Here is a 26,131-nt window from a genome sequence, read left to right on the forward strand (position 1 = left end):
AGTGATTTCATTTTTAAGTCATTAATTGGGCAAAGGTATGAAATATAATCTATTCTGCCAAATTTATTTAGAAAACGAAAGAGGCTTGCCGTGGCAAACCTCCTTATTTTTATTAACTTAAATAATTGCAATTATTCAGCTGTTTCAGCTTTAACCTCAGATTTTGCTTCAGATTTAACCTGAGACTTTACTTCAGATTTAACTTCAGCTTTTGCTTCAGTTGCAGTCTCTTCAGTTGCTTTTTTTCTACCACGACGAGTAGTTTTCTTTTTAGCTGTTTTATTAGCTACGTTGTAAGTAGTGTTGTAGTCTACGAACTCAATCATAGCCATTTCGGCGTTATCGCCTAAACGATTTCCTAATTTGATGATACGAGTGTATCCACCTGGGCGGTCGCCTACTTTTACTGCTACTTCTTTGAAGAGTTCGGTTACAGCGTATTTGTTGCGCAATTTACTAAAAGCGATACGACGATTGTGAGTAGTATCTTCTTTAGATTTAGTTACCAATGGCTCTACAAAAAGTTTTAGAGCTTTTGCTTTTGCCAAGGTGGTATTGATTCGTTTATGCTCGATAAGAGAGCAAGCCATATTGGCGAGCATTGAATTTCTATGAGCAGATTTTCTTCCTAAATGATTAATTTTATTTCCGTGTCTCATTTTTCCTTAGTTAAAATATCGCAAGAGCGAGTTAATCTTTATCCAATTTATACTTTGAGGTATCCATACCGAACACCAAACCTTTGTTAGCCACTAATTCGTCGAGTTCGATGAGGGATTTTTTACCGAAGTTTCTAAATTTCATCAAATCGGCTTTGTTGAATGATACTAAGTCGCCTAATGTTTCTACTTCGGCGGCTTTCAAGCAGTTGAGAGCGCGCACTGAAAGGTCCATATCTACCAATTTAGTTTTGAGCAACTGACGCATGTGTAATGATTCCTCGTCGTAAGCATCGGTTTGGGCTACTTCATCGGCTTCGAGGGTAATTCTCTCGTCGGAGAAGAGCATAAAGTGATGGATGAGGGTTTTAGCGGCTTCAGTAAGGGCTTGTTTAGGGTGGATGGAACCGTCGGTTTTAATTTCGAAGACTAATTTTTCGTAGTCAGTTTTTTGTTCAACACGATAATTTTCAACGGTGTATTTCACGTTTTTGATAGGAGTAAAGATTGAATCGGTAGCGATGACTCCTATAGCGGCGTTTGGTTTTGCGTTTTCTTCGGCGGACACGTATCCACGACCTTTTTCAATGGTAATTTCCATAGTAAAGGCGGCGGAAGTTTCCATATTGCAAATCACCAAATCGGGGTTTAGCACTTGAAAACCTGAAAGAGTTTTTTGAAAATCACCGGCAGTCAATTGTTTTTTACCAGAAACAGTAATGGTAGCTGTTTCATTTTCTACATCTTCGACTTGGCGTTTGAAGCGAACTTGTTTCAAGTTGAGAATGATTTCGGTTACGTCTTCTCTCACGCCTGGTATAGTAGAAAATTCGTGGTCTACTTTATCAAATTTCACAGAGGTAATAGCGAAACCTTCGAGGGAGGAGAGCATAACTCTGCGCAATGCGTTACCTATAGTTAAACCATATCCTGGTTCCAAAGGGCGAAATTCAAATCGCCCTTCGAAATCAGATGATTCAATCATTATAACTTTATCTGGTTTTTGAAAGTTAAATAATGCCATATTTTGACTGCTGTCTTTTTTATTTATTATTTAGAGTACAACTCTACGATTAACTGTTCTTTAATATTTTCAGGAATCTGAATACGTTGAGGTACAGCTACGAAAGTACCTTCTAATTTTTCAGGGTTCCAAGTGATCCATTCGTATACGGTGCTGTGAGCAGCCAATGAATTTTCGATCACGCTTAAAGATTTTGATTTTTCGCGAACGCCTACTACATCGCCAGGTTTAAGTGAGTAAGATGGGATATTTACGATTTCTCCGTTTACAGTGATGTGGCGGTGAGACACCAATTGGCGTGCGGCGCTACGAGTAGGAGCGATACCCATACGGTATACGACGTTGTCTAAGCGAGATTCGCAAAGTTGAAGAAGCACCTCACCGGTGATGTGTTTACTTCTTTTAGCTTTTTCATATAGGTTATGGAATTGTTTTTCGAGGATTCCATAAGTATATTTAGCTTTTTGTTTTTCTTGTAGCTGGGTGGCGTATTCAGAGCGTTTTGCTCTACGGCGAGCCAAGCCGTGTTGTCCGGGAGGATAGTTTTTTCTTTCAAAAGATTTATCATCTCCGAAGATAGCTTCACCAAATTTACGAGCTATTTTAGTTTTTGGTCCTGTATATCTTGCCATTTTGAATTGTTTAAAATGAAAGGCAGTTATGAATTAAGGCATTCCTTCGATAACAACTCACCTTTCTTACTTGTTATATTAAATTTATACTCTACGTTTTTTAGGAGGGCGGCATCCGTTGTGAGGAAGGGGAGTAACGTCGATAATTTCGGTTACTTCGATACCAGCGTTGTGGATAGTGCGGATAGCGGATTCTCTACCGTTACCTGGACCTTTTACGTATACTTTTACTTTTTTAAGACCGGCGTCGAAAGCTACTTTAGCAGCATCTTCGGCGGCTACTTGTGCGGCGTAAGGGGTATTTTTCTTAGAGCCTCTGAAGCCCATTTTACCTGCTGACGACCAAGCAATTACATCTCCTTTTTTATTGGTAAGAGAAATGATAACGTTGTTGAAAGTAGCTGAAACGTGAGCTTCGCCAACAGACTCAACGACTACTTTTCTCTTTTTAGAGACTTTTGCATTTTTTGCATTTTGTTTTGCCATACTCTACTACTTATTATTTAGTTGCTTTTTTCTTGTTCGCAACAGTTTTTCTTTTACCTTTTCTTGTACGAGAATTGTTTTTAGTTTTTTGACCGCGCAAAGGTAATCCGTTACGGTGGCGGATACCGCGGTAACAACCGATGTCCATCAAACGTTTGATGTTTAATTGGATTTCGGAGCGCAATTCTCCTTCGATTTTGTAAGACGCAACGATTTCGCGAATGCGGCTGATTTCGTCGTCATTCCATTCGTTTACTTTAGTGTCTTCGTTTACTTGAGCTCTACTTAATATTTCTTTAGCTCTACTTTTTCCAATACCAAAAATGTAGGTTAAACCAATAACCCCTCTTTTGTTTTTTGGTAAGTCAATACCTGCAATTCGTGCCATAATTATCCTTGTCGTTGTTTAAATTTAGGATTTTTCTTGTTAATTACGTACAATCGTCCTTTCCTGCGCACAATGATGCACTCGGAACTTCTTTTTTTAATTGATGCTCTAACTTTCATTTTGTTTTGTTTATATCAATAGAGTGCGCAAAACTACAATTTTTTTTTGTAATAGCCACATTTTTAGTGTACAAAAATTTCATTTTGCATTTAGTTCACTCGTTTTTTTGAGCGTAATTTTTGTATTCAACATTTTGAATACAAATGTTTTACGCTAAAAATACCACAAATAAAAAATTCTTATTTTATGATTGTAATTTCTCACAGATATAACTAAAAGGGTTGTATCTGTGAGAAATTATCAACCAAAATATTGGAAGAATTCTCTTAATTAAAACTAATAACGGTAGGTGATGCGAGCTTTACTTAGGTCGTAAGGGCTCATTTCGAGTTTTACTTTATCACCTGGGAGTAGTTTGATGTAATGCATACGCATTTTTCCTGAGATGTGTGCGATGACTACGTGCCCATTGTCTAACTCCACTCTGAACATTGCATTAGACAGTGCTTCTACAATAGTTCCGTCTTGTTCAATTGCTGCTTGTTTAGCCATAAATTTTAATTAAGATACTTTTCTATTTTTACCTGTTTTCATCAAACCATCATAATGGCGATTGAGCAGATATGAATTTACTTGTTGCATAGTATCAATAGCAACCCCTACTAAGATGAGTAGTGAAGTACCTCCGTAGAACAATGCCCATTGGTCTTGCATACCGATAATTTTGAGCAGTGAAGGGAAGATAGCTACCAAGGCTATACATATAGAGCCAGGGAATGTGATGAGCGACATAATTTTGTCTAAATAGTCGCCCGTTTCTTTACCTGGGCGTATACCTGGGATGAAACCTCCGCTACGTTTTAGGTCGTCGGCCATTTTGTTAGTAGGCACTGTGATTGCAGTGTAGAAATACGTGAATAGTATAATCATAGCTGCAAAGAGCAGGTTGTACCAAAATCCGAAGACGTTGGAGAAGGCTGCTTGAACGCTTTTTGCAAATTCGGATTGTGATAATCCGGCTACAGTGGCTGGAATAAACATCAAGGCTTGAGCGAAGATGATAGGCATTACCCCTGCAGCGTTGAGTTTTAAAGGAATATATTGGCGAGCGCCGAAGATATTTCTCTCGTTAGCAGTTCCTCCATCGGCTGTTCTACGGGCGTACTGTACTGGGATTTGTCGTACTGCTTTGATCAGATAGATACAGAGCAGGATGATCACGAACCAAAGGATTATCTCGATGAGAATTAACAGAGGTCCACCAGTACCGGTAAGTCGAGAAGCGGTTTCGGAGAGGAATGCGCGAGGGAGGCGAGCGATGATACCTACCATAATGAGTAGGGAGATACCGTTACCAATTCCTTTATCGGTGATTTTTTCACCTAACCACATTGCGAAAATAGTTCCTGTTACTAAGATAAGCACCGCGGGTACGATAAAAGAGAGTCCCTTGCCTAAAAGGAAGGCAGAATCAGGGACTCCTAATCTATTGATACCGTATAGGTATACGGGTGCTTGTACAATACATATTGCAATAGTAAGCCATCGAGTGATTTGGTTTATCTTTCGGCGCCCGCTTTCACCTTCTTTTTGTAGTTTTTGGAGATAAGGAATAGCGATTCCCATCAACTGAACGACGATAGAAGCTGAGATGTAGGGCATAATCCCGAGTGCGAATACTGAGGCATTGGAGAAAGCGCCACCAGTAAAAGCGTTGAGGATGTCGAGGAGACCACCGCCAGAGGTTTTGGTAGACAACTCGTGTAATTGAGCGGAGTCGATACCAGGGAGGACGATGTGAGCTCCGAAGCGATAAACTAACAAAATTCCGAGAGTTAAAATGATTCTATTTTTTAACTCTTCAATTTTCCAAATATTGGTCAGGTTCTCGATAAACTTCTTCATAAATTGAATATTACAAGGTTACTGCTTCGCCACCAGCAGCTTCGATAGCGGCTTTAGCACTTGCAGTAAACTTATGAACAGATATTTTTAATTTAGATTTTAGTTCTCCACCTCCTAAAATTTTGACCAAGTCGGTTTTTTTAGCGAGGTTTAGTTGAACTAAGGTTTCGAGGTCAACTTTATCGGTAATTTTACCGTTATCAACGAGTTCTTGGATACGACCCAAGTTGATACCGACGTATTCTTTACGGTTAAAGTTTTTGAAACCGAATTTTGGTACGCGTCGTTGTAGGGGCATTTGACCACCTTCGAAGCCAATCTTATTAGAAAAGCCAGAACGAGATTTAGCTCCTTTGTGACCGCGGGTAGAAGTTCCTCCTTTACCAGAACCTTGACCGCGACCTACGCGCTTCCCTTCTCTGTGAATTGAACCCTGTGCGGGTTGTAAATTACTCAAGTTCATAACTTTGTATAAAAATATTATTTAACTTCTTCTACAGAAATTAAGTGTTTTACCTTATTGATCATACCAAGGATGCTTGGTGTAGCGTCGTGTTCGACGGTTCTACCGATACGAGTAAGACCTAAAGCTTCGAGAGTAAGTTTTTGGTCTTTAGGGCGTTTGATGCTACTTTTAATTTGAGTTACTTTAATTTTTGCCATAGCTATATAAATTAACCTTTAAACAATTTTTCTAAAGAGATGCCACGTTGAGCAGCGACAGTTTTAGCGCTACGCAATTGTAATAAAGCGTCGAAAGTAGCTTTGACCACGTTGTGAGGGTTAGAAGAGCCTTGAGATTTAGAGAGTACGTTATGGATACCTACGGATTCCAATACGGCACGTACTGCACCACCAGCAATAACTCCAGTACCATCGGTAGCGGGTTGTAGGAATACACGGGCACCGCCGTATTTTCCTTTTTGTTCGTGAGGCAAGGTAGTACCGTTGAGGGGGATACGCACTAAGTTTTTCTTAGCGTCTTCAACAGCTTTAGCTATAGCTTCGGAAACCTCTTTAGATTTACCTAACCCGTGACCTACGACTCCGTTTTCGTCGCCAACTACAACGATAGCGGAGAAACCGAAAGCGCGACCACCTTTAGTTACTTTAGTAACACGTTGTACACCTACCAAACGGTCTTTCAATTCCAAACCACTTGGTTTTACATATTCTACATTTTTATATTTCTGATACATAGTTATTAGAATTTAAGTCCGCCTTCTCGAGCACCGTCGGCTAATGATTTTACACGTCCGTGGTAAAGGTAACCTCCGCGGTCGAAGGATACTTTTTCGATACCTTGTTTTAAAGCTTTTTCAGCAATAGCTTTACCGACCAATGCTGCTTTTTCAGTTTTAGTACCTTTGGCGGCACTAATTTCTTTATCGCGTGAAGATGCAGCCAACAGGGTAGTACCTTTAGTATCGTCTATGATTTGGACATAGATTTCGTTATTACTTCTGAAAACAGCCAAACGAGGTTGTTCAGCAGTACCTTTTACTACTTTTCTGATTCTGCTTTTAATACGTTGTCTTCTTTCTATTCTTGATAATGCCATTGTTCTAACTATTAAGCTGATTTACCTGCTTTTCTTCTCAACACTTCGCCTACGAATTTAACGCCTTTACCTTTGTAAGGTTCAGGTTTACGGAAGCTACGGATTTTAGCCGCTACTTGACCGAGTAGTTGTTTGTCGTGAGAAGTTAATTTAATGATGGGGTTTTTACCTTTCTCGTTGATTGTTTCGAGTTTAATTTCTTTAGGCAATTCGAGAATGATATTGTGGGAGAAACCGAGGGCTAAGTCGAGTTTTTGACCTTGGTTAGCTGCACGGTATCCAACCCCTACTAACTCTAATTCTTTAGTGAAACCTTCAGAGACACCTACGACCATATTGTGTACTAATGCACGGTATAATCCGTGTTTAGCGTTTTGGTCTTTGGTAGTATCTGTAGTTTCAAACACTAAATGTCCATCTTCTTGCTTTACAGCAATGTCTTTAACCTCTTGGGTTAATTCGCCTAATTTCCCCTTTACGGTTACGGTGTTATCTTTGATAGTAACTGTAACTCCTGCGGGAATATTGATGGGTGCTTTACCTATTCTTGACATTGTTTATTGTCTTTTTATTGATTAGTAAACGTAACAAATTACCTCACCACCGATATTGAGTTCTCTCGCTTTTTTACCAGTCATCACGCCTTGTGATGTAGAGATGATAGCGATACCCAAACCGTTTAATACGCGAGGTAGGTTATCAGCGCCCGCGTACTTTCTCAGACCTGGGCGGCTGGCTCTTTCAATATGCCTAATAACGGGTTCTTTGGTTACTTTGTCGTATTTCAGAGCTATTTTGATGGTACCTTGAACGGTAGAGTCATCGAATTTATAGCTAAGGATGAACCCTTGGTCGAAAAGGATTTTAGTAATTTCCTTTTTGAGTTTAGATGCTGGGATTTCAACGACTCTGTGACCAGCGCTATTAGCATTTCTAATTCTTGTTAAATAATCTGCGATAGGATCTGTATACATAAATTTTGTCCTTTTAAATTATTACCAACTTGCTTTTTTTACACCAGGAATTAATCCTTTGTTTGCCATTTCGCGGAATAACACACGTGAAATTCCAAAGGTGCGCATATACCCTTTAGGGCGTCCGGTGAGTTTGCAACGGTTGTGCAAACGGACAGGGGAAGCATTTTTAGGGATGAGCTGAAGTGCTTCATAATCACCAGCTTCTTTTAGAGCTTTGCGTTTAGCAGCGTATTTAGCTACTAACTTTTGACGTTTCACCTCGCGGGCTTTCATTGATTCTTTAGCCATATACTTAGTTCTTTTTAAAAGGTAATCCTAATTCGCTTAATAATGATTTAGCTTCTTTATCAGTGTGAGCTGAAGTAACGAAGGTAATATCCATACCTGCAATCTTATTGATTTTATCGATGTCGATTTCAGGGAAGATGATTTGTTCGGTAACGCCTAAGTTATAGTTACCTCTACCGTCGAATCCATTTGCTTTGACGCCTTGGAAGTCTCTTACACGGGGAAGAGCTGTAGTGATAAGGCGGTCTAAGAACTCGTACATTCTTTCGCCTCTGAGGGTAACTTTGGCACCTATAGCCATACCTTTACGGAGTTTGAAAGAAGCGACGTCCTTTTTAGAATAAGTGGGAACAGCTTTCTGACCAGTAATTTTGGTAAGTTCGTCTACGGCGTAGTCGATTTGTTTTTTATCGGCTACGGCAGCACCAACACCACGGCTCACAACTATTTTTTCAAGTTTAGGAACCTGCATTACGTTTTTATAGCCAAATTCTTGTTTAAGAGCCGCAATGATGCGCTCATTGTATTCTTGTTTTAATCTAGGTACGTAAGCCATATTATATTACTACATTAGATTTTTTAGAGATTCGCACTTTTTTACCGTCTTTCACTTCGAAACCTACACGAGTAGCTTTTTTTGTTTTAGGGTCGATGAGGGAGAGGTTAGAAATGTGAATAGATGCTTCTTTTTCTACGATTCCACCTTGAGGGTTTTGTGCGTTAGGTTTGGTGTGTTTTTTCACCAAGTTAAGCCCCTCAACAATCGCTCTGTTCTTCTCGCGGTCTACACGTAATACTTTGCCTTCTTTACCTTTTTCTTCTCCGGCAATTACTTTTACGGTATCTCCAGTTTTAATTTTTAGTTTCATCATTTACTTTAGTTAAAAATTAAAGCACTTCTGGTGCTAATGAAACGATCTTCATAAATTGTTTATCACGAAGTTCGCGTGCTACGGGACCGAATACACGGGTACCTCTCATTTCACCAGCTGCGTTCAAGAGAACGCAAGCGTTTTCATCAAATCGGATATAAGAACCATCGGCACGGCGTACTTCTTTTTTAGTTCTTACAACCACCGCGGTAGAAACTTGTCCTTTTTTTACGTTTCCGTTAGGGGTAGCTTCTTTGACGGTAACTACAATCTTATCGCCAACAGAGGCGTATCGGCGCTTAGTACCACCGAGTACACGGATAGTTAGCACTTCTTTAGCGCCAGTATTATCGGCTACTTTTAGTCTTGATTCTTGTTGTACCATAATTACTTAGCTCTTTCAATGATTTCTACTAATCTCCAACATTTGGTTTTGCTCAATGGGCGTGTTTCCATTATGCGTACAGTATCACCAATGTTGCAATCGTTTTTTTCGTCGTGCGCAACGTATTTTTTGGTGCGCAACACGAACTTACCGTACATAGGGTGTTTTACACGTTTCACTTCTGAAACGACGATAGATTTATCCATTTTGTTGCTTGTAACAACCCCTATTCTTTCTTTTCTTAAATTTCTTTTTTCCATAAGGCAGGTTCGAATTATTGTAATTCACGTTTAGTTAGCTCACAAGCCAATCTCGCGATAGTTCTTCTTACGTTACGTAATTGAATTGGTTTTTCCAATGACGAAATTGCGTGTGCCATTTTCAAATCTGCATACGATTTCTTAAACTCACCAAGCTTTTCTTGTAGCTCAGTTATTGTCAATTTGTTAATTTCAGACTGTTTCATTGTTCTTTAATTAATTTTGATAATCTCTTGCTACAACGAATTTTGTTTTCACGGGTAGCTTTTGAGCGGCGAGGCGTAGCGCTTCTTTGGCTACGTCGAGCGGCACTCCGCCAACCTCGAACATTATTCTACCTGGTTTTACTACGGCTGCCCAGTATTCAACGGCACCTTTACCTTTACCCATACGTACTTCGAGTGGTTTTTTGGTAATAGGTTTATCTGGGAAGATTTTGATCCAAAGTTGACCTTCGCGTTTCATATAACGGGTAGCAGCGACACGAGCTGACTCGATTTGACGAGAAGTGATGAATGCTGAATCTAACGATTTAATTCCGAAAGTACCATTAGAAAGGAGCGCACCGCGGTGAGCTACGCCTTTCATTCTGCCTTTTTGTTGTTTACGATATTTCGTTCTTTTTGGCTGTAACATCTTTCTTGTTCTTTAAAAAATTACTTTTTGCGACGCGCTCTTTTGGGTGCACCAGCAGGCTTGTCAGTTGATTTACCGGAGAAGTTTCCACCGGTAGCTTTTTTAGTCATACCTACGAGTGGGGAGAGTTCTCTTTTACCATAGATTTCGCCTTTCATAATCCACACTTTGATGCCCATACGGCCATAAGTAGTGTGAGCTTCGTCAATAGCGTAATCGATATCAGCTCTAAAGGTTGAAAGAGGGATACGACCTTCTTTAAAGCTTTCGGAACGTGCCATTTCGGCTCCATTCAAACGGCCAGAAATCATTACCTTGATACCTTCGGCGTTCATACGCATAGCTGAAGCGATAGCCATTTTGATAGCGCGTTTGTAAGAGACACGACCTTCGATTTGGCGGGCGATGCTTGCTGCAACGAGAGCGGCGTCGAGCTCAGGGCGTTTGATTTCAAAAATGTTGATTTGGATGTCTTTACCGGTGATTTTCTTAAGTTCTTCTTTCAGCTTGTCTACCTCCTGACCTCCTTTACCGATGATGATACCGGGGCGAGCGGTGGTGATAGTAACGGTTACAAGTTTAAAAGTACGTTCGATAATCACGTGAGCAACACTAGCTTTAGATAAACGAGCGAGAACATATTTTCTGATTTTGTCGTCTTCAGCGAGTTTATCTCCGTAATCATTGCCTCCATACCAGTTAGACTCCCATCCTCTGATAATTCCTAGGCGATTTCCGATTGGATTTGTTTTTTGTCCCATAGTTTATCTTAGCTTTCTGTGTTAAAATTTTTAGCTCCAAGCACTAAAGTTACGTGGTTAGAGCGTTTTCTAATTCTGTGTGCTCTTCCTTGTGGAGCTGGGCGTAAGCGTTTAAGGATAGCGCCACCATCCACGCGGATTTCTTTGATGAATACTCCTGCTTCTTCCAAGTTAGCGTTCTCGTTTTTAGCTTGCCAGTTAGCGATAGCTGAAAGCAACAATTTTTCTAAACGAGCTGCTGCTTCTTTTTGGTTGAATTTCAAAATAGCCAAGGCTTTATCTACTTGCTGACCGCGAACTAAATCTGCTACTAAGCGCATTTTTCGTGGGGAAGTAGGGCAGTTATTTAACTTTGCGAAAGCCAAGCTTTTTTTAGCTTCTTTAATTTCGTCTGCTCTTAATTTTTTTCTAACTCCCATAGCCTTAATTATTTTTTACCTTTATTTTTTGCACCTGCGTGTCCGCGGAAGGAACGAGTAGGTGAAAATTCTCCTAATTTATGTCCCACCATATTTTCAGTAATATATACAGGGACGAACTGACGACCGTTGTGTACAGCGATAGTTTGGCCAACGAAATCAGGTGTAATCATAGAAGCTCGTGACCAAGTTTTGATAACGTTTTTCTTACCTGATTGTATATTTTGTTGGATTTTCTTTTCCAAGCTATAGTGAACGTAAGGTCCTTTTTTTAATGAACGTGCCATTTGTTAGTCTCTTATTTTTTTCTGCGTTCTACAATATACTTATTACTTGCTTTGGTTTTAGAACGGGTTCTATAACCTTTAGCTGGTATTCCTTTACGTGAGCGTGGGTGACCACCGGTAGCACGACCTTCACCACCACCCATTGGGTGATCGACAGGGTTCATTACTACGGCACGTGTACGAGGACGGCGTCCTAACCAGCGAGAGCGACCAGCTTTACCAGAAAGTACCAATTGGTGGTCGGAGTTTGATACAGCTCCTATGGTTGCGAGGCAAGTGAGGAGGATCATACGGGTTTCACCAGAAGGTAATTTTACGGTAGCATACTTACCATCTTTAGCCATTAGTTGGGCGAAAGTACCTGCGGAACGAGCGATATTAGCTCCTTGTCCAGGGCGCAATTCAATGCAAGAAATTACGGTACCGAGTGGGATTTGAGAGAGCGGCATTGCGTTACCGATTTCAGGGGCGATATTTTCTTGACCTGCAACGATTACTTGATCAACTTTCAAACCTGCTGGAGCGATGATGTAACGTTTTTCGCCGTCGGTGTATTGAACAAGAGCAATGAATGCTGTTCTGTTAGGGTCGTACTCGATAGAAACTACTTTGGCGTCGATGCCGAATTTGTTTCGTTTGAAGTCGATGATACGGTACTTTTTCTTATGACCACCACCAATGTAACGCATGGTCATTTTTCCTTGATTGTTTCTACCACCAGTCTTTTTCAACGGAACGAGTAAGCTCTTTTCCGGCTTATCAGTAGTAATGGTGTCGAATTCGTTTACTACTCTAAAACGCTGACCGGGGGTAATTGGTTTTAATTTTCTAACTGACATTTTTGTCTATTTGTTAAATACTTATATATTACTATAAAAATCTATAGTTCCATCTTCTACTTGCACAACTGCTTTTTTCACTGCGTTGGTTTTAGCGATTTGCAAGCCTGTTTTTGTATAACGAGTAGAACGTTTAGGGCCGTAGTTAAGGGTACGTACGGATTTTACTTTAACGCCATAAGTAGCTTCAACCTCATTTTTGATTTGAATCTTGTTAGCGTCGTTAGCTACTACGAAAGTATAGCAGTTTTTTAACTCGCTATTTTCGGTTGCTTTTTCTGTATTTACAGGTTTAATTAATACGCTCATTTTCTTCTTATTTTGTTAAAATTGACTCTAAAACTGCTACTGAGCTCTCAGTAAGTACTACCTTTGCAGCGTTGACTACTTGGTAAGTATTTAATTCTGAAGCTGTTACTACGCTTGAAGTAGGTACGTTACGAGAGGACAAATATACGTTATTATTTGTATTTGGCAACACAAAAAGTGATTTTTTATTTTCTAAGCCGAGGGATTTCACAACAGCTGTAAAATCTTTAGTTTTAGGGGCGTTGAAATTTAAATCTTCAACTACGACGAGGGCTTGGTTTTGCACTTTAGCGCTGAGGGCAGAGCGGCGAGCCAATCGTTTTACGTTTTTAGTAAGTTTTTGTGTATAATCTTTAGGACGAGGACCGAATATGCGACCGCCACCCACAAATACAGGAGATTTTACGCTACCTGCACGAGCTGTACCAGTACCTTTTTGTTTTTTGATTTTGCGAGTACTACCAGCTACTTCGTTTCTTTCTTTAGCCTTGTGAGTACCTTGACGTTTGTTAGCTAAATAGCGTTTTACATCTAAGTATACTACGTGATTGTTAGGCTCGATACCGAATACAGCATCAGAAAGGGTTACCTTTCTACCTGTTTCTTTTCCTTGTATGTTTAATACTGCTACTTCCATTATTTGTGAATAGTTACGTAAGCATTTTTGTGACCTGGGATACAACCTTTTACTAGTAAAAGATTTTTCTCAGCAACCACTTTTAATACTTTCAAGTTTTGTACTGTTACCTTTTCAGCTCCCATACGTCCAGCCATACGCATACCTTTGAATACGCGAGAGGGGTAAGACGAAGCACCTACTGAACCTGGTGCTCTGAGGCGGTTGTGCTGACCGTGAGTAGTTTGACCTACTCCGCCAAAACCGTGGCGACGTACCACCCCTTGGAAGCCTTTACCTTTGGAAGTTCCTGTGATATCGACGAACTCGCCTTCGGTGAAGAAATCGACGGTGATAGTATCACCTAATTTGTAATTGTTTTCAAAACCTTGGAATTCAACAACTTTTTTCTTTACAGAAGTACCTGCTTTTTTGAAGTGACCAAGCTCAGCTTTGGTAGCACGTTTTTCTGCTTTGTCATCGAAACCAAGTTGAAGAGCCTCATAGCCATCAACCTCTTTGGTTCTGACTTGGGTAACTACGCAAGGACCTGCTTCGATGATGGTACAAGGTACATTTTTACCGTTCTCATCAAAAATGCTGGTCATTCCTACTTTTTTTCCGATTAACCCAGACATAAAATTAAATATTAAATTAGTTATTAGTTTTTTATTTAGGAGTCAGGGGACAGGTGTGAGGTATCAGGGAATGATACCTATAAATGTTTCAGGGTCAAAAAATGCCCGAGGCTTTTTAACCCTGAATCATTTTTATCCGTTTTTCCCTAACCCGCAGTTTCGGGACATTTTAGTAAAGTTATTAAACTTTGATATCTACGTCAACACCGCTTGGTAATTCCAATTTCATCAAAGCGTCGATAGTTTTAGATGAAGAGCTGTAGATGTCGAGGAGACGTTTGTGAGAGCTCAATTGGAATTGCTCACGAGCTTTTTTGTTTACGTGAGGAGAGCGCAATACAGTAAATATTTTTTTGTGGGTAGGTAGCGGAATAGGTCCTACTACTACAGCACCGGCTGCTTTTACTGTTTTTACGATTTTCTCAGCAGATTTATCTACCAAGTTGTGGTCGTAAGATTTTAACTTTATTCTTATTTTTTGTTGATTACTCATTTGCTTAATAATTTAGTTGCCTCTGGCGTTTTTAATTACTTCGTCTGCAATGTTAGAAGGAGTTTCGGCATAGTGAGAGAACTCCATTGTAGAAGTAGCACGACCTGATGAGAGAGTTCGAAGTGCTGTTACATAGCCGAACATTTCTGATAATGGAACAAAAGCTTTGATTACTTTAGCGCCATTACGGTCGTCCATATTATTTACTTGACCACGACGGCGGTTCAAGTCGCCTACGATATCTCCCATATTTTCTTCTGGAGTAATAACTTCCAATTTCATAATAGGTTCCATCAATACGGCTTTTGCAGCGCGAGCAGCTTCTTTGTAACCCAATTTGGCTGCCAACTCGAATGACAATGAATCGGAATCGACAGGGTGGAAAGAGCCATCGATAAGAACGATTTTCATTGCGTCCATTTCGAAGCCTGCCAAAGGTCCGTTTTTCATAGCTTCTTTGAAACCTTTTTCAACTGATGGGATATACTCTTTAGGGATGTTACCACCTTTGATTTCGTTGACAAACTCAAGACCTACTTTACCTTCTTCGGCTGGTTCCATACGGAATACGATGTCGGCGAATTTACCACGACCTCCAGTTTGTTTTTTGTAGACTTCGCGGTGATCAGCTTTACCAGTAATGGCTTCTTTGTACTCTACTTGAGGTTGTCCTTGGTTTACTTCTACTTTGAATTCGCGTTTGAGGCGGTCTACGATGATATCCAAGTGCAACTCACCCATACCAGAGATGATAGTTTGTCCAGAGGCTTGGTCAGTTTTTACTTGGAAGGTAGGGTCTTCTTCAGCGAGTTTAGCTAAAGCCATACCTAATTTATCAACGTCGGCTTTTGTTTTAGGTTCTACAGCAATACCGATTACTGGATCAGGGAATACCATACTTTCGAGTACGATAGGATATTTTTCGTCGCAAAGGGTATCACCAGTTTTGATATCTTTAAAACCTACTGCAGCCCCTATATCACCAGCTTCGATGTATTCGATAGGATTTTGTTTATTAGCGTGCATCTGGTAGATACGAGAGATACGCTCTTTGTTGTTTGAACGAGTGTTCAATACGTAAGAACCTGCATCGAGGTGACCAGAGTAAGCACGGAAGAATGCTAAACGTCCTACATAAGGGTCGGTTGCGATTTTGAATGCCAAGGCTGAGAAAGGAGCATCAACGGCTGGTTTGCGTAGGGCAGGTTCTCCAGTTTCAGGATTAGTACCCTCGATAGCTTCTTTGTCAAGAGGTGAAGGCAAGTAGCGGCAAACAGCATCAAGCATAAACTGTACTCCTTTGTTTTTGAATGATGAGCCGCATACCATAGGAATGATAGCCATATCCATTACTGCAGCGCGCAATGCTTTGTGGATTTCGTCTTCAGTAATAGAATTTTCATCTTCCATAAATTTCTCAAGAAGACCTTCGTCATAGCCCGCTACCTCTTCAATCAATTGAGCGCGGTATTTGGCTACATCCTCTTTCATATCGGCAGGAATTTCTACTATATCAAAAGTAGAACCTGAATTTTCTTCGTGCCATACAATAGCGCGGTTTTTAATCAAATCTACAACGCCTTTAAAGTCAGCCTCGTCACCGATAGGCAATACGATAGGCACAGCGTTAGATTTGAGCATATCTTTTACTTGGTTGCAAACATTGAGGAAGTTAGCTCCTTGACGGTCCATTTTGTTTACGAACCCAATACGAGGAACTTTGTAGTTATCAGCCAAGCGCCAGTTAGTTTCAGATTGAGGTTCTACACCGTCTACGGCAGAAAAGAGGAATACTAATCCATCAAGTACGCGCAAAGAACGGTTTACCTCAACGGTAAAATCGACGTGACCGGGAGTATCGATAATATTGAAGTGATACTCTTTGGCATCGGCGGTAGGTTTACCATTTTCGGTAGGGAAGTTCCACTTACAAGTGGTTGCTGCTGATTGGATAGTGATACCACGTTCAGCTTCTTGTTCCATCCAGTCCATAGTAGATGCACCATCGTGAACTTCACCGATTTTGTGAGTTTTGCCGGTATAGAAAAGTATACGTTCGGTAGTGGTGGTTTTACCAGCATCGATGTGAGCGGCAATACCTATGTTTCTTGTATATTTTAAATCTCTACTCATCGTGTTAATTAGAATCTAAAGTGTGAGAATGCTTTGTTAGCTTCAGCCATACGGTGCGTATCCATTTTTTTCTTCACGGCAGCACCTTCTTCTTTAGAGGCAGCGATAATTTCGGCAGCCAATTTCTGAGCCATAGATTTCTCGTTGCGTTTACGAGCGTACCCGATGAGCCATTTCATAGCCATAGAGACTTTACGGTCTGGGCGAATTTGCATAGGAATTTGGAAGGTAGCACCCCCTACACGGCGAGAGCGTACTTCGACGTGAGGCATTACGTTGCTAAGAGCATCTTTCCAAACTTCTAATGCCGACTTTTCGTCGTTATTTTTCTTTTGTTCTACGATATCGATAGCGTCGTAGAATACTTTAAAAGCCACTGATTTTTTACCGTCCCACATAAGGTTATTCACGAAGCGGGTAACCAATTGGTCGTTAAACTTAGGATCCGGTAAAAGTGGGCGTTTTTTAGCCTGTCTTTTTCTCATTTCTTTTCAGTTAAAAGATTTTGTGTGTTAAATTACTTTTTCTTACCTTTAGCTGGTGCGGCAGCGGCTTGTCCTGGTTTAGGGCGTTTAGCACCGTATTTAGAGCGACGTTGCGTTCTACCGGCAACACCGGCAGTATCAAGTGCACCACGCACGATGTGATATCTAACACCTGGTAAATCTTTTACCCTTCCGCCTCGTACCAATACTATCGAGTGCTCTTGGAGATTGTGTCCTTCACCTGGGATGTAAGCGTTCACCTCATTGCCATTAGTTAAACGAACACGAGCTACTTTACGCATAGCAGAGTTCGGTTTTTTAGGCGTAGTGGTGTACACACGTGTACATACACCGCGGCGTTGTGGGCACGAATCCAAAGCAACCGATTTACTCTTCTTGGTAATTCTGGTTCTTCCTTTTCGTACTAATTGTGAAATTGTTGGCATAATTTACAATACTATATATTTATTTATTTGTTTACTTGAGTTTTAGGCTTTAATTATTCAAAGCGGGTGCAAAAGTACAATTATTTTTTAAAACCACAAAACTATCTGAAAGATAAGAGGTAAGAGAGGTTAGGGGTTAGGGGTTAGGGATTAGATGCAGCAATTACTTATTATATGCTGATTATCAACATATTATACATTTACTTTTTATAGAAGTGATTATATTATAAGGAGTTATGTACTTTTAATTTTGTTACAAATATCACAAAAAAGTTGTTTTTTAGGTAAGAGATAAGAAAATGTAAGGTGTTTAAAAAGTTCTATTTGTAAGGGCGTTTGCAGCACATACTCAGCTATCGCTGACTTTCCTACACAACATACTTCAAAAGTGATTGATTATCACAACTCCACGAATTTTCACTAATTTTCACCTGACGGTAAATTACGAATCTATTTGTATTTGTTATTAGAAAGTATTACCTTTGCCTTTGATAAACATTTTTTTACAATGAGGAGTCTTTATTTCATTACTATTAATAGTAATTATAATGCTGGGGGTGGTACACTCGGCACTGAGTTTTAAGAAGTATGAGCATTTTTCAGCTGAAGGTTTTTGGTTTTTCAGTGCTGGATTAGCTCTTATCTTTGCTGGGATTGCTAACTTGATGCATTACCAACTGCAACTGCCTCTTAGTTTTCGTTATTGTATTATTATAAATGTACTTTTGGTGGGATTCACTGTGCTATTAGCTGTAAAAGTTCATTTACCTACTACATTATTGGTAGCGTTTTTTTCGGTATTGATGACCTTTCTGATATTAATAAACAAGTAAATATGGGAAATATATGTTTTTACTCAACATTACCTTTTACTATTGAGGAAGAAAAAATAACGCAGTGGTTTGACGTGTTGAGAAATTTTAATAAAAAAATACACCCGAAAAGGTATAATCTAATTAGCTAATTTGCTAATTAGTCAATTTACTAATTATGAATATCGCTTCTTTTGTAAAGGAAGAAGGTGTCCGAAAAGTTTTATTTATGTGGGCGTTTGCAGCACATACCCAGCTATCGCTGGCTTTCCTACATAACATACTACAAAAGCTATTGATAATCAGAATAATCAACTTTACCAAAGTCTGAAACTTTAGCAAAGTATAGCGATGCAAAAGTGATTTTGAGACTTTTCGGACAGCCCCTACACAGCCTGAATTGGCAATGCGAGCGGGCGTTGGGTTGCGCTTTGTACGTGAATTGGAGCAGGGTAAAAAAACCTTGCGTTTAGATAAAGTAAATCAAGTATTGGCTCTCTTCGGTGCCGAAGTAGGGGTCGTAACTCTTGTAGAGAAATGAAACAAGTAGTAAGCATTACCTACTTGGCAACAGTGGATTGAGCGTAGTTTTTTTCTGCTACAATGAAAGAACAGTACGCCTATTTGCTGATTTCCAAATTTACTAATTTACTAATCGATTTAAAAAACTAATAACTATATATAATTTTGACGAAGTCGACGCCCTTACTGATCACCTTATAGACGAGGAAATACAAGCGTATGACCTGCCTTATTATATAGAACTAATGTTTGAAGGTTCTACTCTTATAGATTTGCCTAAATACGCAAGGCAGTACAAGGCAAACTTTGTGATACATTGAAAAAGGAATCGTTTAAATGATAATTAAAAAACAATTAAAATGATTAGAAAAATAATTTATCTTTTCTTCCTTATAGGAATACTTATCTCTTGTGATTTTATTAATAATCAAAATAAACAAGAGGAAGAATTAGATTGTGAAGGGATTATTTCAAAAATCGTACAATCAAGTTCTTTAGATTGGAAACATTACCCCAAAGTTTCCACAAGAATAGATCGCATTTCGGGAGATAGTATATTTATCAAAGTCTTTTTTGATATGGATATCACTGATGAGAATGAACCTAATACCCAACAAGTGGTTGAAAATGCCGTTGCTTGGTTATTACTTTGTGTAAAGGAAAAAAAACTGTACAATATAACTTACGATATAGAAAATCCTATTATTCTAACTTTCGACGAAAATTTACTTACTGCAGATAACATTGAAAAAATATGTAAGGAGAGTAATGAAAATAAAATTATATCGGAATCTGAAAGTAGTAACCATATCAAGATAAAGAAAAATTTAGTGGATAAAAGATATGAGGGAAAATGGGAATGTTTTAAATATATTAAAGACTCCGGAAATGACAATGAAAATGAAATATTTAATGAAAAATACGCTGAGCAATTTTCTCATTTTGCTCAATTTTCACTAAAAAAAGATTCTTTGCTCGTTCCTAAGGGGTGTTCTAAATATGTTTTTCAGTATAAATACCCCACAAAATCAAAAAGGAATAATGAGGAGGATAGTTACATAATATTTTTTAAACCTAAACAGGATAGTATTAGCTTTATCAAAGGGATTGAAGATGATTTGGAGTGTAATGATATCTTTAATAGATTGTTTTTGAACGATACGACTATTATCTTCCGCGACAGAGGTTATTTCTTCTATTTTAAAAAGAAATACAAAGATGATTTTGCAAGTAAAAACTTTCATATAGAAGGAATTCCAGGCGATGACAGAAATTATTGGAAGGTAGAAAAAGAATATAATTTTAGCAACCTCCAAGAGGCATACAATTGCTTTTTAACCGATTTTCCTTATGGTTCAGAAAACTTATTGAATAAAATACCTCTAAAAAGTTTCTATGACAATAAACACTATATAAATTACACAATACAGAAGAACAATATTATCATAGAAAAAGAAGTGCCCTTAGGAATTGTTTCAATCAGCTTAAAAAAGAAGAATAATGTATGGCTTTTGTCCTATGAAATAAAGTATCCACAAGAGTAATTTCTCATTTTTTATAGTAAGAGCATCTTCACTTTTTCAATCAGATTTTGATAAATTTATTCAATAACATTATGACCTCCGACGAATTTGCAAAGAATTTTTACCTTGAAAAACTAAATTTTCTAAAATCCTGCTTTGAAGAGCAGCCCCAATACCCCAGTGCTGTAAATGCCAAAATAAAAGAAATGGTGCTCAGTAACACTCAGCAAGAGCAGCTAAAAGAAGTAATAGATACTCTCCTAACAGATGTTTTTTACAGCGTTTTATTAGGATTAGATGGTGAAAATTCCATAGGCAACACCCAGCAGACTTACAAAATATACGATAAAGATGGCAATCTTATTTCCGATTGTGGGGAATTGGAAGTCAGTGCTTATGAATACTTTCACGAGGGCAAATATGAAGACAGTACTTTTGCCCCCGATTTCAAAGAGCATTTAAAAATCTAATATAATATGGCTTATAGTATAACACTTGCGAATAGAGTTCGCGAATATTTAGCTGAAATACCCCATATTACGGTGGAAGAAAAAGCGATGTTTGGCGGTTTGGCTTTCTTGGTAAATGACAAGATGTGTATCAATATAGGAGAGGATACCTTAATGTGTAGGTTTGACCCTGAGCAGACAGAAGAACTCGCAGAAAGGCAGGGCTTCTCGCCAGTGGTAATGAGAGGCAAAGAGCTCTCTGGCTATTGCTATGTAGACCCTACGGGGTACAACCAAAAAAAAGACTTTGATTTTTGGTTACAACTCTGTTTAGAGTTCAACAGCAAAGCAAAGAGTTCTAAGAAAAAGAATAAAAACGACTTAAACATTAAAAAATCCCTGTGAGGTACTTACCTCATAGGGATTTTTGTCAGTTATCAATTGCCCCACTGATCATCATAAATTCTATTTTAACGTGAGTTCGACGTAAGTAATTACTTAACAATCAGTAAAATATTTTTAATCTCCCACGAATTTCACGAATTTTCACGAATTTGGGAGTGTATAAAAGTCTTTATTTTTTATTATCTCACGAATTTTCACCTGACGGTGAATTATTTTGTAAATATATTATGATATAAAGCTGTAAATCAATATTCTGTTATATCGAACTGACGTTATTTTAGGAAATTGTTTGTAAAAAACATTGTTAAAAATATTTGTCGTATCTTTGTCTCTCAAAAGTAAAGTCAAAAAGTAAATAAGAATTATTATGAAAGCATTGTACACAGCAGTGGCTACCGCTACCGGTGGTCAAAAAAGGAAAGTAACTTCCGATAATGGCGTGTTGAGCCTTGAACTGCGCTCTCCTAAAGCCTTAGGTGGGGCTAATGACGATTATACCAATCCTGAGCAGATTTTCGCAGCTGGCTATGCAGCTTGTTTTGATACTGCCCTGAATTTGGTTATCAAGCAAGCTAAAGTAAGCACTGGCGAGACCTCTGTAACGGCATACGTATCTATAGGGAAGCTCGATAATGGCGGCTTTATTTTTGCAGTAACCTTACAAGTGAATATACCCAATGTATCACTTGAACAAGCTGAAGAACTTGCCGCAAAAGCACATCAAGTTTGTCCGTATTCTAACTCTACTCGTGGGAATATAGAGGTAATTACAGAAGTGACAAATAACTAATAAATCTCCGTGTGGTATGACTACACGGGGATTTTTTCATTAGCTAACTTGCTAATTATCTAATTATTCTTACTTTTGTCGCTTGAAAAAGAAAATTTAAGTACAATGAAAAAATTACTTTATGCATTATTAATACTATTACCTTCAGCTTCTGCCTACTCACAAATGCTTTTTTCGGAAAATCTCACTATGACAATAGACAGCACCAAAACCTTACAAGGGAGCTTGATGCCTATCTTGGACTTCAAAACTGAAAAAGAGGACGTTTTTACTCTTAAAAATACAGCTAATCTCAACTTGCTCATCAATCACAATAGGGTCATCAATGTAATTAACAAGTTTGAACTTTCTACTTATGGTAGTCAAGTAATCTTAAGTGGTGGATATGTACATTTAGAATACCGCTACTTGTTAGACCACGCTTTTGAGGTGTATCCTTATGCCGAATCACAATGGGCAGAGAGCAGGGGGATGAACCACAAAATTTCTACGGGTTTGCAGTCGCGCTATCGATTAGTAAACACTAATTCCTCACTAATGTTTGCTGCTGCGGGTTTGTTCTTTGAGTATGAAAAATGGCAACACCCAGCCCCTGATGCCAATACCCCTGACCACGCTTGTAGTCGTAGTATCAAAACCCATTTATCGCTCAGCTACAAACTTCGATTAAATGAAAAATGGGAACTTATCACCACTGCTATACATCAGGGGAAACCTGATAGCACTTACTTCAAAGAAGCGCGTTTTGGCGGGGCTCTCGATCTCACTTACAACATTACCCCTACCATAGGCATTATGGGTACTTACCGAATTATCTATGACACTGCCCCTATTGTACCTATAAAAAAAGAGTATCATTCGCTTGAAGTAGGGCTTAATGTTTCATTTTAATTATCAATTTGTCGATTTGTAAATTAGCAAATTAGTAAATTGTCTCATCAATAAATCAATTTTATGTTTACAATTCCTTATATCGAATCCGAGGAGTTTTTCTACTTGGATGTGTTCCTAAAACTCTTTTAGGATTGTTGGCTATTGCCCTAATTATCAACAAATCGGGCAAGGGTAATTTGGCGCCTACTTCGGCTATGGATCAGGTGCAAAACTACGTACTTGGGGGTATTATCGGGGGCGTGATTTACAGTCCGTCGGTTACGCTCTTTCAGTTTGCTATTGTATTGATTATTTGGGCATTACTCATCATTGGCTTGCGAAAACTCAAAACCAAGAACCACGCTTTTAAGAGTTTTATAGATGGTAACCCCGTGATTGTTATCAATCGTGGCAAGATAGACATCGCGGCTTGCAAAAAAGCTAAAATCACAGCACACGAACTCGCTTTCAAGCTCCGCAAAGAAGGGGTTTACTACATCAGGGATGTAAAAAGAGCCGTACTTGAACAGAATGGCGAGCTCATTATTGTATTATCGGGTGAAGAAAACCCTAAATACCCTATCATCACCGATGGTATTATCCAAAAAAGCGTATTAGAAGATGTAGATAAAACCGAAGAATGGTTGCTTGCGAAGCTAAAAGAGTTAGGCTATGATAGTCCGTCGGAAGTATTTTTAGCTGAATACGAAAGTGCGCAAATAAAGGTGATACCGTACGATAATTAGTAAATTACCCCCAAAGAATTCCATCATCATAGTACACTACCTTGTCTCCTATAACACGAGCTGGGGCAGTGTATTTATGAAGTTCTTCTTTGTCTATTGCCATAATATGGTCTACTTGCCATCCTTTGGCTTTCAGATAATCGGATATCATCGATCTATGACAGCGCCACCAGAGGGCTTCAGCGCACATATAAGCCGTTGTTTCTCTTTTGGCAATAGCGATAAGCTGCGCAATACCTTCTTCAAAATCAAGAGTTTCCATATAATCGGCATAAGCGCGGAAAGACTCATTATGCCAGCGGGTATTCTTGGAGTCTTTGTGCACTTTTTGTCTGCCCCCCAATAGTGCCAAATGAGTATAAGCAATACCAACTTGGGGTAATGCCACTTCTAAATTCTCTTTGTTGAATTGCGGATATTTGTTAGACCCTGGTAGTCCCCTAACATCCACTAAATGTTGTATCTCAAACGATTGTAACATTTTTATAAACTCCTCCAAGGTATGGGTAGAGTGCCCTATAGTATATATTTTCTTCATAATCAGAAAGCAAAAGTAGGAAAAAACAGTGAATTATCATTGCCTAATGAGCAAATTATTACTATCTTTGCCCCTAATATTTAAACTAACATCATAAATACTTAACATTATGAGTTTCTTAAAAAACCTATTTAATCTACACCAAGGCGAAGAGAAAAAAGAAAAAGTAATTGAGGATATCCTCAGCAATATCTCTTTCAGAGGTGCTAACTTGTGGATTTTAGCCTGTGCTATCCTTATTGCTTCAATTGGACTAAATGTCAATTCTACGGCTGTTATTATCGGAGCAATGCTTATCTCTCCGCTTATGGGGCCTATCGTGGGGGCAGGATTTGCGTTGGCTACCTACGACTTTGAGCTACTGAAGAAAACAGGGCGCAGTCTGCTTATCGCTACCGTTGTGAGCCTTATAGTATCGTTTATCTACTTCTATATCAGTCCGTTTAAGGATGTGCAGTCGGAGCTTTTAGCTCGCACCTCGCCTACTATCTACGATGTGTTTATTGCCTTTGTGGGTGGGTTGGTAGGGGCTATCTCGCTCACTCGCGAGGACAAAGGAAATCCTATCCCTGGGGTAGCTATCGCTACTGCCCTAATGCCTCCGCTTTGTACAGCAGGTTTTGGCTTAGCGACCGGCAATATTAGCTACTTTTTAGGGGCTTTTTACCTATACAGCATTAACTGCTTCTTCATAGGTATTGCTACTTTTCTCATTATTAAATACTTGAAATACACCCCTAAGAATACGGGTAATGAGGCGCTTAACAAACGTTTGCGGATTGTTATTTCTACCTTGGTAATCCTCATTGTTACCCCGAGTTTGTATTTGGCATATACTCTTTTGAAAGAGAAGGAATTCCACGAGAATGTGGCACACTATATCACTGCAGAGTTTGAAAATAGCGGTTATACTATCATTTATAAGAAAATACGTTACAATACGAACCCTAAAAGCATAGAATTAGCGTTTTTGGATAAGAAATTTAGCGATGAAGAGCTGAAAACGCTACAAAGCAACCTTAAAAAATTCAAATTGCTCAATACCAAGCTTATTATACTACAAAAAGAATCGGAAATTGATAAAGAAATACTATCGGAAATCAACAAAAACAAGTCGTCGCTCTCTAGTAAAGATGTGATGATAAAGAACCTAACTGACGAGCTGGAAAAATACAAGCCTACTGATGCTACTTTTGCTAAAGAAATGCAGGTATTATTCCCAAGCATAGACGATTTTTATTTTGGTAAGCTGAACCTCTTGTCTAATAAAGATTCTCTACAAACGGCTACTGTACTGCTCTACACGCCTAAAAAAGAAACTGTGAAGGGTAAAGAAGTCGCCAAAGAAGTAGATACCCAAAAGTTACAACAATGGCTCGTTGAGAAGTTTGGCGACAAGAAAGTAATTTGTAAATTGGCAGATTAGGTCGTAGCACGACAAGCTGTAAAAAATTCCCTGTGTAGTGAATAACTGCACGGGGAGTTTTTTATTTGTTAATTTTTACTATCTTTGTCCCCATAGAAAAAATTCAATCGTTATAGGGGTATAATATTAAATTTAAAAATATATGAAAGATTTTGTATTGATTTTTCGTTTGAACAACATCGCTGATTTCAAACCTACTCCTGAGCAAATGCAAGAACGTATGAACTGGCTTGCAGGTATCGCTTCACAAAACAAATTAGCCGACAAAGGCAATACTCTTTTGCCTATTGCTGGCAGTGCCAAAACTATCAAAGCCGATAAGGTTGTAACCGATGGACCTTTTACCGAAATTAAAGAGTTTATCAGTGGTTATGTGGTAGTGAAAGCTGAAAACATTGATGAAGCAGTAGAGATGGCAAAAGCCAATCCTATTTTTGAACAAGTAGGTGGCAGTATTGAAGTACGTGAAGTGCTAAAAAGAGATTAAA

General features: G+C 38.9%; 42 protein-coding genes and 1 pseudogene. 10 read left to right on the forward strand and 33 right to left on the reverse strand.

All coding sequences use genetic code 11. The features are described from left to right. Positions 1-131: 131 nt before the first annotated feature. The 32 genes from rplQ to rpsL all read right to left on the reverse strand — a co-directional run bounded on the left by rplQ (position 132) and on the right by rpsL (position 17,559). Positions 132-659 carry a 50S ribosomal protein L17 gene (rplQ, locus tag CBG49_RS15045; protein WP_088595129.1) on the reverse strand — a complete coding sequence of 176 codons (528 nt, stop codon included), beginning with the start codon at positions 657-659 and terminating at the stop codon, positions 132-134. 31 nt (positions 660-690) lie between these two features. Then, positions 691-1,683, reverse strand: coding sequence for a DNA-directed RNA polymerase subunit alpha (locus tag CBG49_RS15050; RefSeq protein WP_088595130.1), 993 nt, complete (start codon positions 1,681-1,683; stop codon positions 691-693). A gap of 26 nt (positions 1,684-1,709) precedes the next feature. Beyond that, complete coding sequence (rpsD, locus tag CBG49_RS15055) at positions 1,710-2,315, reverse strand: 30S ribosomal protein S4 (RefSeq protein ID WP_009750921.1); 606 nt, start codon at positions 2,313-2,315, stop codon at positions 1,710-1,712. A gap of 84 nt (positions 2,316-2,399) precedes the next feature. Further along, positions 2,400-2,801 carry a 30S ribosomal protein S11 gene (gene rpsK / locus CBG49_RS15060; protein ID WP_002679512.1) on the reverse strand — a complete coding sequence of 134 codons (402 nt, stop codon included), beginning with the start codon at positions 2,799-2,801 and terminating at the stop codon, positions 2,400-2,402. A 13-nt stretch (positions 2,802-2,814) separates the two neighbouring features. Further along, entirely contained in the window at positions 2,815-3,189 is a 375-nt protein-coding gene (gene rpsM / locus CBG49_RS15065; RefSeq protein WP_009750922.1) for a 30S ribosomal protein S13, read from the reverse strand. A 2-nt stretch (positions 3,190-3,191) separates the two neighbouring features. Beyond that, entirely contained in the window at positions 3,192-3,308 is a 117-nt protein-coding gene (gene ykgO / locus CBG49_RS15070; protein WP_002676536.1) for a type B 50S ribosomal protein L36, read from the reverse strand. 277 nt (positions 3,309-3,585) lie between these two features. Further along, positions 3,586-3,801 carry a translation initiation factor IF-1 gene (gene infA, locus CBG49_RS15075; protein ID WP_002675066.1) on the reverse strand — a complete coding sequence of 72 codons (216 nt, stop codon included), beginning with the start codon at positions 3,799-3,801 and terminating at the stop codon, positions 3,586-3,588. A 9-nt stretch (positions 3,802-3,810) separates the two neighbouring features. Then, entirely contained in the window at positions 3,811-5,154 is a 1,344-nt protein-coding gene (secY, locus tag CBG49_RS15080) for a preprotein translocase subunit SecY (protein WP_009750923.1), read from the reverse strand. A 10-nt stretch (positions 5,155-5,164) separates the two neighbouring features. Then, positions 5,165-5,617 (reverse strand): 50S ribosomal protein L15, encoded by a 453-nt coding sequence (gene rplO / locus CBG49_RS15085; protein WP_009750924.1) that lies wholly within the window; start codon positions 5,615-5,617, stop codon positions 5,165-5,167. Between the two features lie 17 nt (positions 5,618-5,634). After that, positions 5,635-5,817, reverse strand: coding sequence for a 50S ribosomal protein L30 (rpmD, locus tag CBG49_RS15090; protein ID WP_002679387.1), 183 nt, complete (start codon positions 5,815-5,817; stop codon positions 5,635-5,637). Between the two features lie 11 nt (positions 5,818-5,828). Next, positions 5,829-6,353 carry a 30S ribosomal protein S5 gene (gene rpsE / locus CBG49_RS15095; RefSeq protein ID WP_002679388.1) on the reverse strand — a complete coding sequence of 175 codons (525 nt, stop codon included), beginning with the start codon at positions 6,351-6,353 and terminating at the stop codon, positions 5,829-5,831. A gap of 5 nt (positions 6,354-6,358) precedes the next feature. Continuing rightward, positions 6,359-6,715 (reverse strand): 50S ribosomal protein L18, encoded by a 357-nt coding sequence (rplR, locus tag CBG49_RS15100; RefSeq protein ID WP_002679484.1) that lies wholly within the window; start codon positions 6,713-6,715, stop codon positions 6,359-6,361. Positions 6,716-6,726: 11 nt separating this feature from the next. After that, positions 6,727-7,269: a 50S ribosomal protein L6 gene (gene rplF / locus CBG49_RS15105; protein WP_009750926.1), complete on the reverse strand. Its 543-nt coding sequence runs from the start codon at positions 7,267-7,269 to the stop codon at positions 6,727-6,729. A 21-nt stretch (positions 7,270-7,290) separates the two neighbouring features. Then, on the reverse strand, positions 7,291-7,689 hold the full coding sequence (rpsH, locus tag CBG49_RS15110) for a 30S ribosomal protein S8 (protein WP_002675052.1): 399 nt from the start codon (positions 7,687-7,689) through the stop codon (positions 7,291-7,293). A gap of 21 nt (positions 7,690-7,710) precedes the next feature. Further along, a complete protein-coding gene (gene rpsN / locus CBG49_RS15115; RefSeq protein ID WP_002675050.1) occupies positions 7,711-7,980 on the reverse strand; it encodes a 30S ribosomal protein S14 in 270 nt (89 codons plus the stop codon). A 4-nt stretch (positions 7,981-7,984) separates the two neighbouring features. Next, positions 7,985-8,536 (reverse strand): 50S ribosomal protein L5, encoded by a 552-nt coding sequence (gene rplE / locus CBG49_RS15120; protein ID WP_053581609.1) that lies wholly within the window; start codon positions 8,534-8,536, stop codon positions 7,985-7,987. A 1-nt stretch (position 8,537) separates the two neighbouring features. Then, on the reverse strand, positions 8,538-8,852 hold the full coding sequence (gene rplX, locus CBG49_RS15125; protein ID WP_009750928.1) for a 50S ribosomal protein L24: 315 nt from the start codon (positions 8,850-8,852) through the stop codon (positions 8,538-8,540). 16 nt (positions 8,853-8,868) lie between these two features. Continuing rightward, positions 8,869-9,237 (reverse strand): 50S ribosomal protein L14, encoded by a 369-nt coding sequence (gene rplN, locus CBG49_RS15130; protein WP_002675043.1) that lies wholly within the window; start codon positions 9,235-9,237, stop codon positions 8,869-8,871. Positions 9,238-9,239: 2 nt separating this feature from the next. Continuing rightward, entirely contained in the window at positions 9,240-9,497 is a 258-nt protein-coding gene (gene rpsQ / locus CBG49_RS15135; protein ID WP_002675041.1) for a 30S ribosomal protein S17, read from the reverse strand. Between the two features lie 14 nt (positions 9,498-9,511). After that, positions 9,512-9,703: a 50S ribosomal protein L29 gene (gene rpmC, locus CBG49_RS15140; RefSeq protein ID WP_002675028.1), complete on the reverse strand. Its 192-nt coding sequence runs from the start codon at positions 9,701-9,703 to the stop codon at positions 9,512-9,514. Positions 9,704-9,713: 10 nt separating this feature from the next. Beyond that, positions 9,714-10,133, reverse strand: coding sequence for a 50S ribosomal protein L16 (rplP, locus tag CBG49_RS15145; RefSeq protein ID WP_002679503.1), 420 nt, complete (start codon positions 10,131-10,133; stop codon positions 9,714-9,716). A gap of 20 nt (positions 10,134-10,153) precedes the next feature. After that, positions 10,154-10,894, reverse strand: coding sequence for a 30S ribosomal protein S3 (rpsC, locus tag CBG49_RS15150; RefSeq protein WP_002679516.1), 741 nt, complete (start codon positions 10,892-10,894; stop codon positions 10,154-10,156). Positions 10,895-10,902: 8 nt separating this feature from the next. Further along, positions 10,903-11,313, reverse strand: a complete 411-nt coding sequence (gene rplV, locus CBG49_RS15155; RefSeq protein ID WP_009750929.1) for a 50S ribosomal protein L22 — start codon at positions 11,311-11,313, stop codon at positions 10,903-10,905. A gap of 8 nt (positions 11,314-11,321) precedes the next feature. Further along, positions 11,322-11,600, reverse strand: coding sequence for a 30S ribosomal protein S19 (gene rpsS / locus CBG49_RS15160; RefSeq protein WP_002675018.1), 279 nt, complete (start codon positions 11,598-11,600; stop codon positions 11,322-11,324). Between the two features lie 11 nt (positions 11,601-11,611). Next, a complete protein-coding gene (gene rplB / locus CBG49_RS15165) occupies positions 11,612-12,439 on the reverse strand; it encodes a 50S ribosomal protein L2 (protein WP_088595131.1) in 828 nt (275 codons plus the stop codon). Between the two features lie 21 nt (positions 12,440-12,460). After that, complete coding sequence (gene rplW / locus CBG49_RS15170) at positions 12,461-12,748, reverse strand: 50S ribosomal protein L23 (RefSeq protein ID WP_009750932.1); 288 nt, start codon at positions 12,746-12,748, stop codon at positions 12,461-12,463. 7 nt (positions 12,749-12,755) lie between these two features. Further along, positions 12,756-13,385, reverse strand: coding sequence for a 50S ribosomal protein L4 (gene rplD, locus CBG49_RS15175; RefSeq protein WP_009750933.1), 630 nt, complete (start codon positions 13,383-13,385; stop codon positions 12,756-12,758). Continuing rightward, complete coding sequence (rplC, locus tag CBG49_RS15180) at positions 13,385-14,002, reverse strand: 50S ribosomal protein L3 (protein WP_009750934.1); 618 nt, start codon at positions 14,000-14,002, stop codon at positions 13,385-13,387. The genes rplD and rplC overlap by 1 nt, the downstream gene beginning before the upstream one ends. A 181-nt stretch (positions 14,003-14,183) precedes the next feature. Next, positions 14,184-14,495, reverse strand: coding sequence for a 30S ribosomal protein S10 (rpsJ, locus tag CBG49_RS15185; protein WP_002679460.1), 312 nt, complete (start codon positions 14,493-14,495; stop codon positions 14,184-14,186). A 12-nt stretch (positions 14,496-14,507) separates the two neighbouring features. Then, positions 14,508-16,628: an elongation factor G gene (gene fusA / locus CBG49_RS15190; RefSeq protein WP_088595132.1), complete on the reverse strand. Its 2,121-nt coding sequence runs from the start codon at positions 16,626-16,628 to the stop codon at positions 14,508-14,510. An 8-nt stretch (positions 16,629-16,636) separates the two neighbouring features. After that, positions 16,637-17,113, reverse strand: coding sequence for a 30S ribosomal protein S7 (gene rpsG / locus CBG49_RS15195; protein WP_002679527.1), 477 nt, complete (start codon positions 17,111-17,113; stop codon positions 16,637-16,639). Between the two features lie 32 nt (positions 17,114-17,145). Continuing rightward, a complete protein-coding gene (gene rpsL, locus CBG49_RS15200; RefSeq protein ID WP_002679283.1) occupies positions 17,146-17,559 on the reverse strand; it encodes a 30S ribosomal protein S12 in 414 nt (137 codons plus the stop codon). Between the two features lie 548 nt (positions 17,560-18,107). Between rpsL and CBG49_RS15205 the strand changes: the two genes are divergently transcribed. From CBG49_RS15205 to CBG49_RS15235, 8 genes and pseudogenes are all read left to right on the forward strand, one after another. Further along, entirely contained in the window at positions 18,108-18,392 is a 285-nt protein-coding gene (locus tag CBG49_RS15205; RefSeq protein WP_088595133.1) for a hypothetical protein, read from the forward strand. Positions 18,393-18,771: 379 nt separating this feature from the next. Next, positions 18,772-18,912, forward strand: coding sequence for a helix-turn-helix domain-containing protein (locus CBG49_RS15885; protein ID WP_167372075.1), 141 nt, complete (start codon positions 18,772-18,774; stop codon positions 18,910-18,912). A gap of 340 nt (positions 18,913-19,252) precedes the next feature. Continuing rightward, positions 19,253-20,437 carry a hypothetical protein gene (locus CBG49_RS15210; RefSeq protein WP_088595134.1) on the forward strand — a complete coding sequence of 395 codons (1,185 nt, stop codon included), beginning with the start codon at positions 19,253-19,255 and terminating at the stop codon, positions 20,435-20,437. A 71-nt stretch (positions 20,438-20,508) separates the two neighbouring features. Further along, positions 20,509-20,886 carry a hypothetical protein gene (locus CBG49_RS15215; protein ID WP_088595135.1) on the forward strand — a complete coding sequence of 126 codons (378 nt, stop codon included), beginning with the start codon at positions 20,509-20,511 and terminating at the stop codon, positions 20,884-20,886. 6 nt (positions 20,887-20,892) lie between these two features. Further along, the gene (locus CBG49_RS15220; protein WP_088595136.1) at positions 20,893-21,270 is read left to right on the forward strand and encodes a TfoX/Sxy family protein; all 378 of its coding nucleotides are present in this window, start codon (positions 20,893-20,895) and stop codon (positions 21,268-21,270) included. Positions 21,271-21,637: 367 nt separating this feature from the next. Next, positions 21,638-22,060, forward strand: coding sequence for an organic hydroperoxide resistance protein (locus CBG49_RS15225; RefSeq protein WP_088595137.1), 423 nt, complete (start codon positions 21,638-21,640; stop codon positions 22,058-22,060). A 105-nt stretch (positions 22,061-22,165) separates the two neighbouring features. Continuing rightward, positions 22,166-22,951 (forward strand): DUF481 domain-containing protein, encoded by a 786-nt coding sequence (locus CBG49_RS15230; RefSeq protein WP_088595138.1) that lies wholly within the window; start codon positions 22,166-22,168, stop codon positions 22,949-22,951. Between the two features lie 63 nt (positions 22,952-23,014). Further along, a pseudogene (locus CBG49_RS15235) lies at positions 23,015-23,679 on the forward strand (DUF421 domain-containing protein). A 4-nt stretch (positions 23,680-23,683) separates the two neighbouring features. Here CBG49_RS15235 and CBG49_RS15240 read toward each other — a convergent pair. Beyond that, on the reverse strand, positions 23,684-24,217 hold the full coding sequence (locus CBG49_RS15240; protein WP_088595140.1) for a DUF488 domain-containing protein: 534 nt from the start codon (positions 24,215-24,217) through the stop codon (positions 23,684-23,686). Between the two features lie 109 nt (positions 24,218-24,326). On the opposite strand from CBG49_RS15240, the gene CBG49_RS15245 reads away from it, so the two are divergent. Further along, positions 24,327-25,643: a DUF389 domain-containing protein gene (locus tag CBG49_RS15245; protein ID WP_088595141.1), complete on the forward strand. Its 1,317-nt coding sequence runs from the start codon at positions 24,327-24,329 to the stop codon at positions 25,641-25,643. A 142-nt stretch (positions 25,644-25,785) separates the two neighbouring features. Then, positions 25,786-26,130 carry a YciI family protein gene (locus CBG49_RS15250; protein ID WP_002666814.1) on the forward strand — a complete coding sequence of 115 codons (345 nt, stop codon included), beginning with the start codon at positions 25,786-25,788 and terminating at the stop codon, positions 26,128-26,130. Position 26,131 lies beyond the last annotated feature (1 nt).

It is taken from the genome of Capnocytophaga endodontalis (assembly GCF_002209445.1).
In the GTDB taxonomy this organism is placed as follows: domain Bacteria; phylum Bacteroidota; class Bacteroidia; order Flavobacteriales; family Flavobacteriaceae; genus Capnocytophaga; species Capnocytophaga periodontitidis.